The organism is Nitratireductor kimnyeongensis, assembly GCF_019891395.1.
Classification (GTDB): domain Bacteria; phylum Pseudomonadota; class Alphaproteobacteria; order Rhizobiales; family Rhizobiaceae; genus Nitratireductor; species Nitratireductor kimnyeongensis.
Window position 1 is genome coordinate 2,276,622 of the sequence record NZ_CP078143.1, and the last position, 18,537, is coordinate 2,295,158.

The following is an 18,537-nucleotide window of genomic DNA, read 5'->3' on the forward strand; positions in this document are numbered from 1 at the left end:
GGAAACGAACCCCGGTGCCGCGTGTTGGCGCCCGAGGGGGCAAGGTTGGTTGGTGGTATGAGTGATGAAGAACGGGAAGTAGGGCAGGGGAAGGTTCTTCGGCGTATCACGCAGAGCGGAACACCTCTTGTGCGGGCTCTCCATGCTTTTGTGAAGCGCGACTCTCCTCAGGAACACGGCGAGAAAAGCTTGACGGCGCGGGGTGACATTGACTCCCTGCCCGCCATTTATTTGGCAGCGGCGGTGCTCGATCCGCTTTACATTTTCGACGCTGGCGGAAGCATTCTCTACTCCAACGAAGCTGCCGACCTCGCTTTTGGGCCCGTAGCAAAAAGCGTATCGCTGCGGCTGAAGTTCCGTGCACCCGAGATGCACGAGCTGGTCAGTCGTGTCATATCGGGCGAGGAGCAATCGACTGCGATCAACTACGCCGAACGTGTTCCGGTGGAGCGCGCCTACCGCGTGGTGGCTAGCCGGATCGGAAACGACACCGGCCTTTATGTGCTGATGTTCAAAGATCAGAGCGAGGCGCGTCGGATTGATCGGATGCGCGCGGACTTTATCGCGAATGCCAGCCATGAACTGCGCACGCCTCTTGCCTCTGTTTCCGGCTTCATCGAGACCTTGCGCGGCCCCGCACGCGATGATCCCGCGGCCCGAGATAGTTTCCTGCAGATCATGCAGAACCAGACCCAGCGTATGGCGCGGCTGATTGATGATCTGCTTTCGCTTTCACGCCTGGAAATGAAGCCCTACCAAAAGCCGAATGTTCAGCTGGACGTGGTGGTGTTGGTGAAAGGGGTGATCGAATCCATGCGGCATATCGCCAGTGAAAACGGGGTCGAGATCGTCTCCGAGCTTGGCGATACGCCGCTTTTGGTGGCCGGTCATTCCGATGAACTGGTCCAGGTGTTCGAAAACCTGCTGGAGAATGCCTGCAAATATGGCAGTTCGGGCGAACGGATTGTCGTTTCAGCGGATCAGGCAAGCCCCATGGACGAAGTGCGGGTCACGGTGCGGGATTTTGGGCCAGGCATTCCCGAAGAACATATTCCCCGCATCACCGAGCGCTTCTATCGTGTCGACGTGGAAACCAGCCGCACGCAGAAGGGGACCGGCCTCGGCTTGTCGATCGTAAAGCATATATTGACGCGGCATGATGCTCGATTGTCGGTCAGGTCGGAAGCCGGCAACGGCGCTGTGTTTATGGTGCACTTTCCACCGGTTCCACCATCCGATGTCGGTGGGGAGCGCGCCTGAGAGAGCACTTGCGCAGGGTTGCGCGACCTTCATTTTCCCGCCATCACAATCACATAATAGGGGTGGGAAACGGTGAAGCCGGTTTGGCTGAAAAGGAATGATAAAATGCAGAACCATCATACGATGCGGTCCTTCGACGATGAATTGAATTACCTGTCGGATCAGATCGCAGCGATGGGTGGGTATGCAGAGCGCATGGTTGCCGAATCCGTTGCCGCACTGGTTCAGTCAGATTCAGGTCTCGCCCGGAAAGTGGTGGAGGACGACGCATTTCTCGACGCCAAGGAACGGGAGATCGGCGAGCGGGCTGTCATCATTATCGGCAAACGCCAGCCGGTGGCAGATGACCTGCGTGAGATTGTGGGCGCGATCCGCATCTCTTCGGATCTTGAGCGTATCGGCGACCTCGGCAAAAACATCGCCAAGCGAGTTGTGGCCGTTACAGAGGGCAAGCAACCGGTTCGTCTCTTTCGCGGATTGGAAGCGCTGGCCAGCCTGGCGCTCACCCAGCTGAAAGAAGTGCTCGACGTTTATGCTTCCCGATCCGTCGAGCGGATCGGCTTCGTGCGCGACAGGGATGAGGAAATCGACGCGATGTACACGTCGCTTTTCCGCGAACTTCTCACCTATATGATGGAAGACCCGCGCAACATCACTGCCTGTACGCATCTTCTTTTTTGCGCCAAGAATATCGAGCGTATCGGCGATCATGCGACCAACATCGCCGAGACCGTGCACCACATCGTGACAGGACGCCAGTTGCCGCTGGAGCGTCCAAAGGAAGATCAAAGCCACAGCGTCATCGCGGATCCCGAGGCTTAGGAATTTCTTGATGCCGGAGAACGCGGTCCAGCGCACGGCGGAGCGTGCGCTGGTAGGCTGCGTCATGCGTTTGCGATGGCGATGGCCTCTATTTCGATCATTGCTTCGGGGGTGTAGAGAGCTTTCACCTCAAGAATGCTGTCGGCGGGGTAGGGTGCGGAAAAAAACTCCCGCCGCAAAGTGACCACATCAGCGAAATTCTGCATGTCGGTCACGAAAATGGTGACCTTGGCGACATCGCCGAAACCCAGCCCTCCACTCTTGAGTGCGCGTTGCAGGTTTTTGAAAGCGCGACGGCCTTGCGCGAGAAAGTTGCCTTCGACGATCTTGCCGTCATCGCCATAGCCAGCTTGCCCGGAAATGAAGACCAGATTGCCGGCCTGAATTCCTTGAGACAAAAGGTAGGGCGCATAAGGATCAGGTTCGGTCTGGATTTGCTTGAGTGTCATGGCTGTTCTCCATTTGAGTTATACATCAGCTATGACGCAGCTACCTCACTGTGACAAAAGGTGAATTCTCAGCATATAAATGAATTCTGCTCATCTATATGGAGGCCGCCTTGCCCTGGATGCCGTTGCCCGCGCTGCGCACTTTTGTCGAAGTTGCGCGTTGGGGAAGCTTTAAAAAAGCGGCCCATGCACTCAATGTGACACCAACAGCCGTCAGTCATCAGATCAGAAAGCTGGAAGAGCAACTGTGTTGTGATCTTTTCGAGCGCCATGTGCGGAGCATTGCGCTGACCCGGGAAGGCGTTCGGCTCTATCCGGTGCTGGAGGAAGCATTTGGACGGATCGCCGATGCATTGGATGCGGTCCAGCGGGATCTTTCACGGAGTTCTCTCGTGGTTTCGGCGACCATGGCCGTCTCGACGTTCTGGATTGCGCCGCAGGTGGGTGCGTTCCGGGCGGCGTTTCCCGAGCAGGGCTGGCGTATTCTGGCGTCCGACGATGTGGTCGACCTGTCGGGCGGAGAAGCCGATCTTGCAGTCCGGTTCCAGCGGAGCAGCGATCGAAACCTCGAAAGCTTTGATCTTGCCCCCGGCAGGTTTGCGCCTGTGGCGGCGCCGTCTCTTTATCCTCTGAGCGTCCGCGACGCGCCGCTTCTGGCGTTTGAATGGATGTCACCTCACCCCGAAGCGCCTGATTGGGAAAAGTGGTGGCAGGAGGCTGGTCTTGGGCGTCTCGATACCGGTCGGATCGCATGGTTTTCGGATGAAGCGCATGCCGTTCAGGCGGCATTGAGCGGCCAGGGAGTTCTTCTTGCGAATATAAGCCTGCTTGGGCGTGAACTGGCCGCGGGTCTTCTGCAGAGACTGGATGGGCCGCTTCTCCCCTATGGGCAGTTTCGCCTGGTTCGTGCCCGCAAACGACGGAGCGCCGCCGAGGAAGCCGCCTGGCAATGGTGGTGTGCGGCGCTTTCGAAGATGGCTCGATCGATCGACAAAGAAAACCCGGCCGCAGAGTAAGCCGGCCGGGTTAGTCCAGAGGGAAGAGAAGAATAGGTTCAGCGGCTCCTGCGCCGCTCCGACGCCGGCTGGTACGCAAGGCGGGAGTGATAGGTGCAGTAAGGGCCGTTCTCGCCCGCTTCATTGCCGCAGAAGCTGAAATCCTCGGAAAGAGGGTCACCGTTCGGCCATTTGCAGGTCGTCTCGGTCAACTGCACCAGTTCAAGCTTGCGCGAGATCGGGACCACCACGTTTTCTGTCGGGCGAAGATAGGTCCGAGCCACAGGCTCCTCGTCAAACTGAGCCTGCAGGGCCGTCGCACCAACGCTGACCGTGGTCGGTCGGGTATTGCGGGGGCGGCGTGTCGTCGTCGTGCCCTGGGTCGCGGGCGCTGCCTTCTTCTGGCGTGTGCGCGGGCTGGTCGCCCGGCCCCGGCTGGACAGCTTGAGGCGGTGGACCTTGCCGATAACGGCATTGCGGCTGACGCCGCCAAGCTGTGCAGCGATCTGGCTTGCGCTCAGGCCCTCCGCCCACAATTTCTTCAGGGTTTCGACTCTTTCGTCAGTCCAGTTCATCGGGACACGCTCCTGTCCAGCGTGCGGAATCCGAATCCAATCTCGCCCAGCCAAAGCCGAGGGAGCACCATATGATCATGGTAGATGTGGTCCGCCGCACAAAATGTAGTCTTTTTGCTTGGGCTGAAACTACCTTATCGCAAGACTCCGTGACAAGAGTCCTTACCGTAAGCTGATTCGCTTTTTGGGGTTTTCCCCAATTTGCTGGTTTTTGCTGTCACTGAGCTGTCGTTCCTGCGTGCGTTGACAGCCAAGCGGAAACAACCGATAAATCGCACGAGTGCCGCCCCTTGGGCGGCATTTTGATTTCATTCTTCCGTGCCCGTGTGTGCTCGGACCGGAAACCAATCTCAGGCTCAGCGGAGACCGTGTGGATGCGTGAATCTGCGCTTTATGGAACTTATGCGCGCCAACCATTGGCGTTTGAACGTGGCGAAGGATGCTGGATAGAGACCGCCGATGGCGAGCGCTATTTGGATTTCGCAGCTGGCATTGCGGTCAACTCGCTGGGGCACGCCCATCCGCATCTTGTCGCCGCGCTGACGGAGCAGGCGGGCAAGCTGTGGCACGTCTCCAATGTCTACGAGATCCCGGGTCAGGTTCGGCTCGGAGAGCGGCTGGCCGAAAACAGCTTTGCCGACAAGGTGTTTTTCACCAATTCCGGCGCAGAGGCGCTGGAGTGCGCCATCAAGACAGCGCGGCGCTACCACCATGTGAATGGGCAGCCGGAGCGCTATCGCGTGATCACCTTCGAAGGCGCCTTCCATGGCCGTACGCTGGCAACCATCGCCGCTGGCGGGCAAGCAAAATACCTCGAAGGTTTTGGCCCGAAGGTCGAGGGCTTCGACCAGGTTCCGTTTGACGATGCCGAAGCGCTTTTGAAAGCGATTGGTCCCGAGACGGCGGCAATCCTTGTCGAGCCCATTCAGGGCGAGGGCGGGGTTCGCCCGATCCCCAACGCATCCCTGAGACGGCTGCGCGAAATTTGCGATCGCCATGGGCTGCTCCTCATTCTCGACGAGGTGCAAAGCGGTGTTGGGCGTACGGGTAAGCTGTTTGCCCATGAGTGGGCGGAGATCACACCCGACCTCATGGCCGTGGCGAAGGGCATTGGCGGCGGCTTCCCGCTCGGCGCGTGTCTTGCCACATCGGAAGCCGCGAAGGGCATGACCCCCGGCACCCACGGCACGACGTTCGGCGGCAATCCGCTCGCAATGGCCGTGGGCAATGCGGTTCTGGACGTGGTTCTCGCCGATGGCTTCATGGAAAGCATCAGCAAAAAAGGGCTCCAGTTCAAGCAGAGCCTCGCTGCCGTCGCCGATGAGTTCCCGGACATCATAGAGGGCGTTCGTGGCGAAGGGCTCATGCTCGGCATCAAATGCAAGGTGCAGAATTTGCGCCTTCTGGAAGCGCTGCGCGATCAGAAAATGCTCGTGGTACCGGCTGGCGACAACGTGCTTCGGCTCTTGCCACCATTGATCATCACAGAAGGTGAGGTCCGCGAGGCCGTGAAACGCATCCACGATGCCGCCGCTGCCGTGAGGGCGACCGAAAAAGCCGATGCTTGAGAAAACCAGGGAGACGGGCATGGCCAGTGGTCTGCGCCACTTCATTGATCTTTCCATGGTAGATCCGCAGGATCTGCGTTTGATGCTCGACGATGCGAGAGCGCGCAAGGCGCGCCTGAAGGCCGGCGAGCGCGAAAGGCCTCTGGAAGGCAAGGCGCTGGCGATGATCTTCGACAAACCGTCGACCCGGACCCGCGTGTCCTTTGACGTCGGCATGCGACAACTTGGTGGTGAAACGATCATGCTCACCGGCACCGAGATGCAGCTTGGCCGCTCTGAGACCATCGCTGATACTGCGAAGGTGCTCTCGCGCTATGTGGATGCAATCATGATCCGCACAACGGCGCATGAGCGTCTTATCGAACTGGCGGAGAATGCCACAGTCCCGGTGATCAACGGGCTGACGGATGACACGCATCCCTGCCAGATCATGGCCGATATCCTGACCTTCGAGGAACACCGGGGTCCGGTGAAGGACAAGCTCTTTGCCTGGACGGGGGACGGCAATAATGTGCTGCATTCTCTGATCGAGGCTTCTGCGTGCATGCAGTTCCGTCTCAATATCGCCGTGCCTCCGGGCAGCGAGCCAATGGCGCAATATGTCGATTGGGCGCACGCGAATGGTGGACGGGTCACTTTCATGAAAACTGCCGAAGAGGCCGTGGCCGATGCAGACTGCGTTGTCACCGACACATGGGTGTCAATGGGGCAGGAGCATCGCGCGCGCGGTGACAATGTCTTCAAGCCCTTCCAGGTGAACGAAGCGCTGATGAAGCACGCCAAATCCGATGCACTGTTCATGCATTGCCTGCCGGCTCATCGTGGCGAGGAAGTGACTGACGAAGTCATTGACGGGCCTCATTCGGTGGTGTTCGACGAGGCGGAAAACCGTCTTCACGCGCAAAAAGCGGTTCTTGCATGGTGTCTCAACAGGTGACGAGCGAAACAAGACAATTGGGCGAGTTTGGTTTCGCCGGAGACGACCACGTCGTTCCTTTCGACGTCGAGCCGCTGGATGTGCGCGGTCGCGCGGTTCAGCTCGGGCCGATGCTCGATCAGATTCTTGCGCGCCACACCTATCCCGAGCCGGTTGCACGTCTGCTTGCAGAGGTGATCGTTCTCACCGTGCTTCTGGGAAGCTCGCTCAAGTTCGAGGGCAAGTTCATCGTTCAGACCCGCTCTGACGGGCCGGTCGATATGCTCGTTGCCGATTTTTCGACACCGAGCTCCATGCGGGCTTATGCTCGCTTTGACGAGGCACGTCTCGAAGAGGCGGTTGCAGCCGGTAAGGATGCTCCGGAAGACCTGCTTGGCGCCGGTGTTCTGGCGTTGACTGTGGATCAGGGCACCGACATGCAACGCTATCAGGGCATCGTGCAGCTCGATGGGGCCACGTTGGAAGACGTAGCACGCACCTATTTTCGCCAGTCCGAACAGATACCGACCGAGGTTCGTCTGGGTGTTGCCAAGATGGTTTTGCCTGGCGGCGAGAGCGGGCAGGAACATTGGCGAGCAGGCGGTTTGCTTCTGCAGTTTCTTCCCAGCGCGCCCGAACGCATGCGCAGTCTCGATCTTCCCGGCGGCGACGGTGACGAGGATCACGAAGGATCCACCCATCCGGAAGACAATGCGTGGCAGGAAGCGCGTATGCTGCTTTCCACTGCGGAGATGACGGAACTCGTCGACCCCACGGTCGGGGCTGAACGCTTGCTTTACCGCCTGTTTCACGAGCACGGTGTGCGTGTTTATGAAGGCTCTGACGTGCGCGATGATTGTTCGTGTTCACGAGACAAGATCAAGGCTGTTCTGGATGGCTTCACACCGGAAGAGGTGGCCGACAGCATCGAGGATGGCGTCATACGCGTCACCTGCGAGTTCTGTTCGACCGAGTATGTCTTCGATCCGAAGGACTTCAGTTGATCCGGGCCGAGGCGCCGGGAAGATCAAGCGAGAAGGCGGGGATGTCAATTTCGAAAAGCGCCCCGCGCGGTCCTCGCATCGTGTAACGCCCCACCATGATGCCGGAGGGAGCGGTCAGCGGGCAGCCGGACGTATATGTGTAGCTGTCCCCCGGCTGTAGGACGGGCTGCTCTCCCACCACACCTTCTCCACGAACCTCCTGAACCCGCCCCGTCTCGTCGGTGATGTGCCAGTAACGCGCGACGAGTTGAACAGTCTCGGGCGAGTGGTTCGTGATCGTGATCCGGTAGGCCCACACGAAATGGCCGCTTTCGGGATCTGACTGTGCTGACAGATAGCTCGGTTCGGCGCTGACTTCGATTGATTGGGTAACAGCTCTGTACATGGCTCAAACTCGCATTGCGCGCACTCGACGCAGGAAGGATGGGGCCTTCCCGTGAAAGATCAAGAGCATAGCAGAGATGGCATGGCGGATCATGCATGAGGTTCGATGATCTTTCATGACGCCATTGTGAGCGGCATGAGAGGTCGAATGGCGATAAGCAAGGGGCAGTGAGAACAACACACTGGTGAAACATGCTTGACGGTTGGGCACATCGAAAGATCAACCCCGGATTATCTGCCGTAGCCACTCAGCTTGCGGGAGCGGGGGTGCGCGCCAATGCCGTCACCTATGCGGGACTTGCACTGGGGTTGGCCGCCGCCGCTGCCATTGCTTATCAGGGCTTTTGGGCAGGGCTTGCGCTCATTTTGGCCAGCCGCTTATGCGACGGGTTGGACGGAGCCATAGCCAGAATTCACGGCAAGACCGATTTCGGTGGTTATCTCGACATCGTTCTGGACTTTGCGTTTTACGGAGCCGTGCCGCTCGGCTTCATTATCGCCGACCCCGGCGCCAACGCAATCGCCGGCGCAGTGCTCCTGCTGGCGTTCTATGTCAATGGTGCCAGCTTTCTTGCTTACGCGGTCATGGCCGAAAAACGTCGCCTCAAAAGCGATGCACGGGGGGAGAAATCGCTCTTCTTCACCACTGGACTGGCCGAAGCGAGCGAAACGTTGGCCGTCTTCGTGGCCATGTGTCTCTTACCGTCCTGGTTTCCGGTACTCGCCTACGGTTTTGCCGCGCTCACCGCCTATACCACTGTTTCACGCATGGTTTTGGCGAGCAGGCGTTTCGGCTGAACGCGCTTCATATTGCGGCCAGCGCCCTTTCGATGTCGGCAAGAAGGTCGTCGCAATCTTCCAGACCGACCGACAGGCGCAGGGTGCCGTCACCAATTCCCAGTTCTGCCCGGGCATCATCCGACAGGTTCTTGTGAGTGGTGGTTGCCGGGTGGGTGATAAGGCTCTTGGCATCGCCGAGATTGTTGGAAATCTGGAAGATCCTCAAAGCATTCTCGAAGGCAAATGCGCCCTTTTTTCCACCTTTCAATTCAACGCAGATGAGCGTCGAGCCGCCCTTCATCTGCCGGGCGATGATGTCTGCCTGAGGGTGATCCTCGCGGCCCGGATAGATGACACGGGCGACCTTGGGGTGGTCGGCAAGCAGATCGGCGATGCGGCCGGCGCTTTCGGTCTGCTGGCGCACGCGCAGCGGTAGTGTCTCCAGCCCCTTAAGCAGCGTCCATGCGTTGAAGGGCGAAAGGCTGGGCCCGGTGTGGCGGAAGAAGTCCTGGAGATGCTCGTCCACCCATTCCTTGTCCGATAAGACGACACCACCCAGGCATCGGCCCTGACCGTCAATGTGCTTTGTGGCCGAATAGACGACCACGTGCGCGCCCAGTTCAAGCGGCTTTTGCAGGAGAGGGGTGGCGAACACGTTGTCGACAACGAGCCGCCCGCCGATTTCGTTTGCAAGGGCCGCGACGCCGGCAATGTCAGCCACTTCCAATGTCGGGTTGGTGGGACTTTCAAGAAAGAAAAGCTTGGTGTTGGGGCGTATGGCCGCTTGCCAGTTTTCGAGCTTCGCGCCGTCGACAAGTGTCGTCTCGATCCCGTAGCGGGGCATCAACGTCTCGACCACCCAGCGGCAGGATCCGAAAAGCGCACGGCCCGCCACCACATGGTCGCCGGCTTTGAGCGAGCAAAGCAGCGCTGCTGTGACCGCCGCCATGCCGGAAGACATGGCGCGCGCCTCTTCGGCGCCCTCCAGCGCGCACATGCGGCGCTCGAAGATATCGACGGTGGGATTGGCATAGCGGGAATAGACGAAGCCGGGTTCTTCGCCCTTGAATCGGGCCTCCGCAGCTTCGGCACTGTCATAAACAAAGCCCTGCGTCAGATAGAGCGCTTCGGAGGTTTCGCCAAAATGCGAGCGGGAGACCCCGCCATGAACAAGCGCTGTCTGTGGTTTCCAGTCGTTCTTGGAATTCTCTGTCATCGCTTAACCACCCATCAAAAAACCGGCCGCGAAAAGCCGCATGCCGGTCCGGTGATCGAGCGCGGCCTTTTAGCGACTTCTTTAACGTGGCTGCAAGCCGACCGGCCAAATCACCACGGGATAAAGCTCCATTACGCCTTCAAGCGCCTTGCGTCAACGACCAGCAACGCTAAACCTCGTTCAATTGAACTGCGTGCGTGGAGAGGGGCGTTGGCAAAAGCGGGAATTCTGCCGGACAAGGATATTGCGGCACTGTTCGACAATGGAGCGCTCGCCTCGGCTCGTCCGCTGGATGACGACCAGATTCAGCCAGCCAGTCTCGACTTGCGATTGGGCACTGTTGCCTATCGTGTACGCGCCAGCTTCCTGCCTGGGCCGAACCACCGTGTTTCAGAGAAGCTTGAGAAACTCAAACTGCACGAGATCGCCCTCGTCGAAGGAGCGGTTCTGGAGACGGGGTGCGTCTATATCGTCCCGCTGCTGGAGGGGCTCGATCTGCCCGATGGCATTTCGGCCTCCGCCAATCCGAAAAGCTCGACGGGACGGCTCGATATCTTCACGCGTGTGATGACCGACCACGGGCAGGAATTCGACAAGATCCCGGCCGGTTATTCGGGCCCGCTCTATATGGAAGTTAGCCCGCGCACTTTTCCGATCGTGGTGCGCACCGGCTCTCGCCTTTCGCAGATCCGCTTCCGTACCGGCAAGGCGTTGCTCGATGAAAGCGCGCTGGCGGATCTGCATGCGCGCGAGACGCTCGTTGCTTCGGAAGACCCCAACATCACTGGCGGTGGCATCGCGCTCTCGGTCGACTTGAGCGGTGGCGGCAACGGGCTGATCGGATACCGCGCAAAACACCACACGGCACTGATCGACGTGGACAAGCGCGACCAGCACGACATCGCAGACTTTTGGGAGCCACTGACAGGCGACGGTGCGGACGGCCTGATCCTTGATCCTGACGAGTTCTACATTCTCGTGTCGCAGGAAGCGGTGCATGTGCCGCCGCACCATGCGGCTGAGATGACACCGTTCGATCCGCTGGTGGGCGAGTTCCGTGTGCACTATGCGGGTTTCTTCGATCCCGGATTCGGCCATTCTTCGGCCGGTGGCACTGGCAGCCGCGCGGTTCTCGAAGTGCGCAGCCATGAGGTTCCGTTCATTCTTGAACATGGCCAGATCGTTGGCCGCCTCGTTTACGAACGGATGCTCTCACGCCCTGATGCGCTTTATGGCGCGGACTTGAAATCGAACTACCAGGGGCAGACGCTGAAGCTTTCCAAACATTTCCGCATGGCCTGACCGCAAAGGTCAGCGCTCTTCCCGCGCCTTTTCCGCGGCCATTGCCTGCACTTCTTTGCGGAGCGCGCGAATCTCGTTGAGGATGATCTCCTGCTCGGCCTGCAGGGCTGTGCGTTCGGCCGATGCCTCTTCATCATGCTCGGCCTGCATCGCCGAGACGATGATACCGATGAAGAGGTTCAACACGGTGAACGTGGTCGAGACGATGAAGGGAATGAAGAAGAGCCAGGCGAGTGGATAGACCTCCATCACCGGACGGACGATCCCCATCGACCAGCTCTCCAGCGTCATGATCTGGAAAAGCGAATAGGCGGAAAGGCCGATCGTGCCAAACCAGTCGGGAAACGATGTGCCAAACAGTTTGGTGGCCATCACTGCAAACACGTAATAGACCAACCCCAGAAGCAGCATGATAGAGCCCATGCCCGGCAGCGCCGAGATCAGTCCGCCGACCACACGCCGCAATGATGGCACCATGCTGACCAGACGCAAGACACGCAGGATGCGCAGCGCGCGCAACACAGAGAGCCCGGCGGTCGCCGGAACAAGCGCAATGCCCACCACAACGAGATCGAAGATTCGCCAGGGGTCGCGGAAGAAGTTCTGCCGGTAGACAGCGAACCGTGCGAGAAGTTCGGCGACGAAGACGCCCAATATGGCTTGGTCCAGCGTTTTCAACAGTGGACCAAATGCAGTCATGGCTCGTTCAGAAGTCTCAAGACCCAGCGTGATCGCGTTGACGACGATAAGGGCAGTAATGGCCGCTTCGAAGCGACGGGATTCGATCAGGCTTTTGAGCGCTTGCACGTTTGGGAGTCCGCTTGGCTTTTGGAAGAATTGAGCGGCACACAGGTGGGATGAATTCGGCAAAACGTCAAGCCGTGCCCGACAGTTCGGTCAGAATGCGCCTGCGGAGCGATCACCGGCAAAACGGGAGCCTCGTGCTCATCTCGATAAACGAAACCAGGCAGGAAGCGTTGCTTCCTGCCTGGTCCATCAATTGTAGTCGTTCAGGCTAGCCGATGACCTTACCGTCTTCCCGCCAGACGGAGATCACCGCTGAACGTGGCTTTCCATTACCGTCGGGCCAACTGCCGCCCGGATGCTGGATGCCGACGAATGCAACCTTGCGGTCGGCCGACCAGGTCAGACCGGTCACTTCTGCGCCGTTCGGAGCCGTCAGGAAGCGGGCGATTTCACCGGTTTCGGGGTTGCCAACCAGCATCTGGTTGTTCCCCTGTCCTTCGAACTCGCCCTCATTGCTGTCATCACCATCGGTCTGGATCCACAACATGCCGTCGGAGGAGAAAATCATCCCGTCAGGCGAGTTGAACATGTTACCTTCAGTGATGTTGTCGGATCCGGCATAGACATTGCTGTAGACCTTGGGGTTGCCGGCCATCACGTAAAGGTCCCAGGCAAACGTGTCTGCGCCATGGTCTTCACCCTCGGGCCGCCAACGGACGATCTGGCCGAAATTGTTTGTCTCACGCGGATTCGGGCCGCCGGCGGGTTGTTCGTCGCCACCGGCATTGGCGGAAACGCCCCGGTTCTTGTTGTTGGTAAGCGCGCAATAGGCTTCAACGCGAAGCGGGTTGGTGGCAATCCATTCTGGTCGGTCCATGGTGGTTGCACCGACCTTCGAGCCTGCAATGCGAGCGAAGACAAGTATCTCCTCAATCGACATTCCCGTGCTTTCGGGTGTCAGGGGCAGCCATTTGCCCTTCATGTCGTCATTAAACTTGGCGACGTAGAGCGTTCCGTCTGCAAGAAGCCCGTCCGTGGCTTGCCCCTCGGCCCAAGTGCCATTGGACACATAGCGATAGATGAATTCGCCGCGCTCGTCGTCACCCATATAGACGACGACGCGACCATCCGCTGCCTGCACCATTGCAGCATTTTCATGTTTGAAACGCCCAAGCGCCGTGTGTTTCACAGGCGTGGAATCGGGGTCGAGCGGGTTGATCTCCGTTACCCAGCCGTGACGGTTCGGCTCGTTGGGTTCCTTGGCGAGATCGAACCGCTCGTCGAATTTTTCATAGGCATACCGGCTCTCGCCGCCGATACCGTAGCGCACTTCGCCTTCCGTGGCTTCGCGCTCACTGGTCGTGCCGAAGTAGCCATTGAAATTCTCTTCGCAGGTCAGATAGGTGCCCCAGAGAGTCTTGCCCGAGCCGCAATTGTTCATCGTGCCTTTCGGCGAGAGACCTTCCGGATCTGCGTTCGTTTTCACGAGGTCGGAGCCCGCCGCCGGGCCATCCATCGTCATGGGAGTTTCATGCGTGATGCGGCGATTATAGGGGCTGTCGAGCACCACGGCATAACCATCGCCGGTGTCGGCAATCTCCATCACGGTCACGCCCTGCATGTTCTTAAGGAGCGTCACTTCGTCCGCGTTGCGGGGCATGCCTTCGGCTTCGGCCGGCAGGTTGATCTCGGGGTTCACATATTCGGAGTTGATGGCAAGGATTGTCTTGTCACCATCTATGAAAGTCTCCATGCCGTCTGTGTTCTCGCCGAACACCTTGTCCGACATGTCGACGGCAACGCCATTCTCCGCTGAATAGGAACCTTCCGCTTCCTTGAAAAGCGGGTCGCCCCAGCGCACCAGGGGCTTCCAGTTATACCCGGCAGGAACGTGTATTTCGTGGTCGGTCGCGATCCCGATAGGCTCAAAATTGAACGCCGCGCTTTCTGCCTTCGCAGTTGAGGTGGTAGAGAAGACGCCTGTTCCCATGGCGGCTGCAGCAGAGCCGAATGCCAGAACACCACCAAGAAAGCCACGACGCGAAATGGCGCGCTCCACCACGGCGTCAAAACCATTGTCCTCGGGGCGCGGGTCGCGCATCTCGTCGAATTCGTCCCATGACAGGCGAACGATATCCTGCTTGTTCATGACTGCAGTCCTCTGGCTGTTTGGCTGGATTGCGCCGCCGGTGGCGACATCTGCCGGTAACCGTAGCGAGTGCATGCGACAGGATTTTTACAGGACTGTGTTCAGGTGGTCGAACGGATGAGCCGAAAATGGGAAGGGCCGACCATCGTCGTGGCCGGCCCCGGTTTCAAGGTCTCTATTGTAGTTTCGGCAAGGTCAGAACTTCACAGCCGTATGGAATGTGAAGGTCCGGCCCGGCGCATAGACGGGTTCGATTCCGCCACGGTTCGAGCTCGCGGCAAAGCCGGTGCGCTCGAAATAGGTTTTATCGAACAGGTTCTCGACGCCGACACGAATCGTCATGTTTTCATAGGATGGCGGCGTCCACTCGGCATAGGTGTTGACGACGGTATAGGCAGGCTGATCGTAGAACCCTTCAGCCGCGGCATAGGCATCGGAGATCTTCCCCGCCCAGGCCAAGGATGCGCCCAGCTTCAGATTGTAGTCCGGGATCTCGTGATCGATATACAACGTGGCCATATCGCCAATCGGCATGAAGGTACCGCTGTTGGGAAGGGCGGTGTTGTCTCCAATCGTCACCTTCGCCTTTGTGAAAGTCGCGCCGATCTTCGTGTTTTCCCAACGATACCCGGCATTCAGGGTCACACCACGGGAGCGAGACCCATCGGGGGAATTGTGCAGCGTGCCACCTGTTCCCCACTCATAGACGGGAAGGCCGTCAATGCGTGTGTCGAAGAAGGTCACGCCGGCGTTCCAGTTCTCGCCTCCGAAATTCGCTCCCACTTTAAGGTTCTGCGCGGTGCCGGCGCTGAAGCCGGGGTCTGTGGTGAAGCTGTCGTCGCGGGCATGGACATAGCCATAATCGCCTATGACGTAGCCGAGCCAGGTCCGCGAGGCGCCGGCAAACACCTCGAAATGGTCGTTGAATTTATAGGAAACAGTCGCGTTCACACTGGCGCCGCTGTCAGAGAATGCGTTGTCGTTCCAGTCCGTGAAGCGATGGCCGTCATAGCGCACACCTGTGGACAGGTTGAAGCCGTTGTCGAATTCGAAGCGCCCCTGCGCAAACGCGCCGATCTGCACGGTCGAGAAGTCGCGATAACGGCGGTCGTTATTGCCATAATTGTCGGTGAAATAGCCATGCCGGCCGAAATCGACACCAGCCGTGATGTTGCCGCTGTCGAAAGTGAAACGGTTCTGCACTTTACCGCCGAACAGGTCTTCATCCAGCGCCATATTACCGTTGGTGCGGTTCTCGTAGTTCGGCCGCCAATAGTTGTTCTCGCTGTAATAGAGCGTCACCTCCGGATCCCACATGTCGGTGGGTGCCGTTGTGGTGTATTTCAGGTTCACGGCATCGCGCGCCACTTCGAGCGGATGCACCGTGTCGCCGGCAAGCCCCATGTTCATCTTGATCAGGCGGTCGGCCTTGTCGCGGCTGCGCTCATAGCCGAGCTCGAGGCGATGCCCTTCTGCTTCATAGCCGAGCTTGGCGAGAATGTTGCGCGCCGCAGGCTCGGTGCCGAGAATTTCAAGCCCGTCGCCGCTTTTGTAGTTCTTGCCGCTTGCGCCGTGCGTCATGACGAACCAGTCAAACCCTTCGTATCGGCCATAACCGGCGGCACTGCCCGAGAAGCCACGGCCGTTCGTACCGTAGGAAAGACCAAGCCGGGCCCCCAGGTTCTTTCCGTCTTCGAGCAGATCCAGCGCACCGACGGTCTCGTAGCGGATTGCACCGGCTGCCGCGCCAAAACCGGAATCGGCGGCGGCGGCACCTGCTTCCACCTCCACCCGCTTCAGGAATACGGGATCGACGACGTTCGAACCGGTATGGTGCCAGCTTGTTGCGGTCTGCGGCACGCCATCCACGCTGACGGCAAGGTGCGACTGCTCCATGCCCAGAACGTGGATACGCTTGGAAGGTCCTTCACCGCCCGAGACACTGATCGAGGATTTACGCGAGAAGAGCTCCGAGGTGTTGCTGGGTTGCAGGATCTCCAGATCCTCCCTTGTGACAACCGTGCCACCTGTCGCTTCGATGTTTTCCTTGCCGTCACTGATGACGGTGATTGTGTCGAGGACGGTGGTCGTCTGATTGCCTTCCTGCGCCTGCAATGCGGAAGCCATCGCAAGCAACGAGACACCGGTAAGCGGCAGTATCCGCGTAAACGTCATTTTTCTTTCCCTGTTGATTCCCGGCCGGGAAGCGCTGGGCTCCGGCTTGGCAGCCAATGTTCTGGTCCAGCAAGAGGTCGGTAAGAGACGTCACAACGGCTTCCTGGCTGCGGAAGCAGACACACCGTTTCGCGATCCCACCGGAATGTCCCCTTGCTCGCGAACTACTCAAGCCCTGTGCCGGATGCTTTCGCTTTTGGAGGCGTCAGCCTTGCTTCTCTCACCCGTACAGCTTAATCTTGAGAAGATTGGTCATATATACGTCTGACCTCAAAAACGTGTCGAGCCGAAAGAGTTTGTCAGGAACTGCAATCTCTTAGGCTCAAACGGCATTGTGCCGGTGGCGATGTCGGTTGCGCCGTGCCGGTGTCAGGGTCTCTGAATGCAGTACACATCACAGGAACTTTTTGTTGGTGCCCTGGAGGGGGTGCCCAACTGCACGTCCGACACAGATGAGCTGAGCATCTGGCCGAAATTCATGTTGATGGTGCTGTTGCAGGGAGCCCAGCACTTCGAGATCGATGGGTGTCAATTCGAGATCGATGCGGGCACGGAGGCAGCCTGCTCGCCGACGGTGTTTATGCTCAATGTCGCGAAGGACAGCCGATTGCGATTCTTCAATGACAGCACCACACCGCTGCGCAAGGTGATGATTTCTGCACCACTGCCATGGCTCCAGCGTCTCTTCGAGGTGCAGGATGAGGCAGAGAAATCGGTCCTGAGGACTTTCCTCTCTCAGCACCTTGCGAATTTCTCGTTTGAACCGGGGCAACACATTGTCCAGTCAGCCCGGAAGATCATGCAGCCACCACCTGCCCTGCAGGGCGAGTTGTCGTCCCTCTATCTGAGAGCTCAAGGGCTTGATCTGATGTGGCAGTCCCTGTTGACGATGCTCGCTGAAACGAAGGAGCTTCTTCCCTCGCCGACGCTGATGAGCCTGCGGTATTGCGAGCGCGCCCGCGACTTCGTAAGCGGCAATCTGGATCGGGAACTCACCATTGGCCTGATCGCACGTGAGGTTGGGTGCAGCACATCCACGCTGCAACGGCACTTCAAGATGCATTTCGGCGTGACCGTCTTCGACTTCATTCGGCAGAAGCGCCTGGAAGCTGCCCGCGCGGCCCTGGCGCAGGATGGAATCCCGATCGCGCATGCAGCGCACTTGGCTGGTTACAACAACATTTCGAGCTTCACGACGGCCTTTCGCAAGGCATATGGTATGACCCCTAGCCAGGTTCGTGCCGGTGTGCCTCGGCCAGACGCTCAAAGATCTCCACAAGCGCTTCACACTCCGGGCTGAGCTTTTCTCCGATCGGTTTGATAACCGAGTATTCAAAGCGCTCTTCAGTGTTGAGAGGACGCACGATACCTCCGGCGCGCTCGTGTTCTTCCGCGGTGAACGGATCCACGATACCAACACCAAGCCCGCGGCGCACCAGAGCGGCAATGACAATGGAAAGATAGCTGCGCATCTTCATCACAGGCGGCTTGCGCATTCTTGCAAAGCGTCGGTCGAAACTTCGCCCGGTCATGGTGGAATCGACAAACCCCACGAAGTCGAGATCTGACAAATCCTCTATATCCACCTCCGCCTTGTCTCCGAGGAAATGCCCGGCTGGGGCAATAAAGCGATAGGGAAGCGCGCCGGTTCGCACCACGTCTATTTCGGATTTGTGCTGCGTCGGGATGCCAAACCCGATCTGGCATTGCCGCAACGCCACCTGTCGCACCACAGGCAGCGTGGTCATCGAGAAGAACTCCGCTCTGAACTCGGGTCGCAATTGGTGGAGCTCCGCAACAGCCTGAGGCAGCGCCGCCTGGGCGAACGCCGGTGCGGCTGCGATGCTGAGAGTGGCTCGCTGCCCGCGTTTGATCTGTTGGGCAGCCCGCTCGATATGCTTCAGTCCGGTGAAGCTGCGCTCAACCTCCATCCAGAATTCATGTGCGGCAGGTGTTGCAACAATCCGTCCGCCATAGCGGGTAAAGAGCCGCAGATCGAGCCGCTCCTCCAGTTCCCGTATCAGGCGGCTGACGGCTGGTTGTGAGATCAGAAGTTCTTCTGCAGCACCGGAAACACTGCCGGTGCGCATCACTTCGCGAAAGGCTTCCAGAGATCGTGGGCTGAGCATTTGACTATAAGTTTTTCTGATAGAGACGGAATGAATCCTTATTTGCCTTATAGCGACATCAGCCGT

Annotated in this window: 17 protein-coding genes and 1 riboswitch; of the genes, 9 read left to right on the forward strand and 8 right to left on the reverse strand. The window is 58.8% G+C overall.

Features of this window, described 5'->3' with window-relative positions:
• Positions 1 to 189 precede the first annotated feature (189 nt).
• Positions 190 to 1,260: an ATP-binding protein gene (locus KW403_RS10850; protein WP_246637746.1), complete on the forward strand. Its 1,071-nt coding sequence runs from the start codon at positions 190 to 192 to the stop codon at positions 1,258 to 1,260.
• A gap of 105 nt (positions 1,261 to 1,365) precedes the next feature.
• Positions 1,366 to 2,082 (forward strand): phosphate signaling complex protein PhoU, encoded by a 717-nt coding sequence (phoU, locus tag KW403_RS10855; RefSeq protein ID WP_223019509.1) that lies wholly within the window; start codon positions 1,366 to 1,368, stop codon positions 2,080 to 2,082.
• Between the two features lie 62 nt (positions 2,083 to 2,144).
• Here phoU and KW403_RS10860 read toward each other — a convergent pair whose 3' ends face one another.
• On the reverse strand, positions 2,145 to 2,531 hold the full coding sequence (locus KW403_RS10860) for a RidA family protein (RefSeq protein ID WP_223019510.1): 387 nt from the start codon (positions 2,529 to 2,531) through the stop codon (positions 2,145 to 2,147).
• Between the two features lie 119 nt (positions 2,532 to 2,650).
• On the opposite strand from KW403_RS10860, the gene KW403_RS10865 reads away from it, so the two are divergent.
• Positions 2,651 to 3,547, forward strand: coding sequence for a LysR family transcriptional regulator (locus KW403_RS10865; protein WP_246637963.1), 897 nt, complete (start codon positions 2,651 to 2,653; stop codon positions 3,545 to 3,547).
• 38 nt (positions 3,548 to 3,585) lie between these two features.
• Here KW403_RS10865 and KW403_RS10870 read toward each other — a convergent pair whose 3' ends face one another.
• Positions 3,586 to 4,101: a GcrA family cell cycle regulator gene (locus KW403_RS10870; protein WP_223019512.1), complete on the reverse strand. Its 516-nt coding sequence runs from the start codon at positions 4,099 to 4,101 to the stop codon at positions 3,586 to 3,588.
• Positions 4,102 to 4,475: 374 nt separating this feature from the next.
• Here KW403_RS10870 and KW403_RS10875 point away from each other — a divergent pair, with 374 nt between their 5' ends.
• The 3 genes from KW403_RS10875 to KW403_RS10885 are packed head-to-tail and all read left to right on the forward strand — an operon-like array spanning position 4,476 to position 7,589.
• Complete coding sequence (locus KW403_RS10875; RefSeq protein WP_223019513.1) at positions 4,476 to 5,669, forward strand: aspartate aminotransferase family protein; 1,194 nt, start codon at positions 4,476 to 4,478, stop codon at positions 5,667 to 5,669.
• A 19-nt stretch (positions 5,670 to 5,688) separates the two neighbouring features.
• Positions 5,689 to 6,606, forward strand: a complete 918-nt coding sequence (gene argF, locus KW403_RS10880) for an ornithine carbamoyltransferase (protein ID WP_223019514.1) — start codon at positions 5,689 to 5,691, stop codon at positions 6,604 to 6,606.
• Positions 6,588 to 7,589, forward strand: a complete 1,002-nt coding sequence (locus KW403_RS10885) for an Hsp33 family molecular chaperone (RefSeq protein WP_223019515.1) — start codon at positions 6,588 to 6,590, stop codon at positions 7,587 to 7,589. Before argF ends, KW403_RS10885 begins: the two co-directional genes overlap by 19 nt.
• Here KW403_RS10885 and apaG read toward each other — a convergent pair.
• Positions 7,582 to 7,974, reverse strand: a complete 393-nt coding sequence (gene apaG, locus KW403_RS10890; protein ID WP_223019516.1) for a Co2+/Mg2+ efflux protein ApaG — start codon at positions 7,972 to 7,974, stop codon at positions 7,582 to 7,584. The genes KW403_RS10885 and apaG overlap by 8 nt on opposite strands.
• Positions 7,975 to 8,165: 191 nt before the next feature.
• Between apaG and KW403_RS10895 the strand changes: the two genes are divergently transcribed.
• Positions 8,166 to 8,771: a CDP-alcohol phosphatidyltransferase family protein gene (locus tag KW403_RS10895; protein ID WP_223019517.1), complete on the forward strand. Its 606-nt coding sequence runs from the start codon at positions 8,166 to 8,168 to the stop codon at positions 8,769 to 8,771.
• 7 nt (positions 8,772 to 8,778) lie between these two features.
• Here KW403_RS10895 and KW403_RS10900 read toward each other — a convergent pair whose 3' ends face one another.
• Positions 8,779 to 9,969, reverse strand: a complete 1,191-nt coding sequence (locus KW403_RS10900; RefSeq protein ID WP_223019518.1) for an O-succinylhomoserine sulfhydrylase — start codon at positions 9,967 to 9,969, stop codon at positions 8,779 to 8,781.
• 49 nt (positions 9,970 to 10,018) lie between these two features.
• A riboswitch (SAM riboswitch) is annotated at positions 10,019 to 10,096 on the reverse strand.
• Positions 10,097 to 10,179: 83 nt separating this feature from the next.
• Here KW403_RS10900 and KW403_RS10905 point away from each other — a divergent pair.
• Positions 10,180 to 11,271: a 2'-deoxycytidine 5'-triphosphate deaminase gene (locus tag KW403_RS10905; RefSeq protein WP_223019519.1), complete on the forward strand. Its 1,092-nt coding sequence runs from the start codon at positions 10,180 to 10,182 to the stop codon at positions 11,269 to 11,271.
• A gap of 9 nt (positions 11,272 to 11,280) precedes the next feature.
• Here KW403_RS10905 and KW403_RS10910 read toward each other — a convergent pair whose 3' ends face one another.
• From KW403_RS10910 to KW403_RS10920, 3 genes are all read right to left on the reverse strand, one after another.
• Positions 11,281 to 12,078, reverse strand: a complete 798-nt coding sequence (locus KW403_RS10910) for an ion transporter (RefSeq protein ID WP_223019520.1) — start codon at positions 12,076 to 12,078, stop codon at positions 11,281 to 11,283.
• A gap of 208 nt (positions 12,079 to 12,286) precedes the next feature.
• Positions 12,287 to 14,167 carry a PhoX family protein gene (locus KW403_RS10915; protein WP_223019521.1) on the reverse strand — a complete coding sequence of 627 codons (1,881 nt, stop codon included), beginning with the start codon at positions 14,165 to 14,167 and terminating at the stop codon, positions 12,287 to 12,289.
• A 195-nt stretch (positions 14,168 to 14,362) separates the two neighbouring features.
• Positions 14,363 to 16,342: a TonB-dependent receptor domain-containing protein gene (locus tag KW403_RS10920; RefSeq protein WP_223019522.1), complete on the reverse strand. Its 1,980-nt coding sequence runs from the start codon at positions 16,340 to 16,342 to the stop codon at positions 14,363 to 14,365.
• Positions 16,343 to 16,820: 478 nt separating this feature from the next.
• Here KW403_RS10920 and KW403_RS10925 point away from each other — a divergent pair, with 478 nt between their 5' ends.
• The gene (locus KW403_RS10925; RefSeq protein WP_246637964.1) at positions 16,821 to 17,642 is read left to right on the forward strand and encodes a helix-turn-helix transcriptional regulator; all 822 of its coding nucleotides are present in this window, start codon (positions 16,821 to 16,823) and stop codon (positions 17,640 to 17,642) included.
• Here the strand turns inward: KW403_RS10925 and KW403_RS10930 are convergent.
• Positions 17,569 to 18,471, reverse strand: a complete 903-nt coding sequence (locus KW403_RS10930) for a LysR family transcriptional regulator (RefSeq protein ID WP_223019524.1) — start codon at positions 18,469 to 18,471, stop codon at positions 17,569 to 17,571. The two genes, KW403_RS10925 and KW403_RS10930, sit on opposite strands and share 74 nt — an antisense overlap.
• Positions 18,472 to 18,537: the final 66 nt, after the last annotated feature.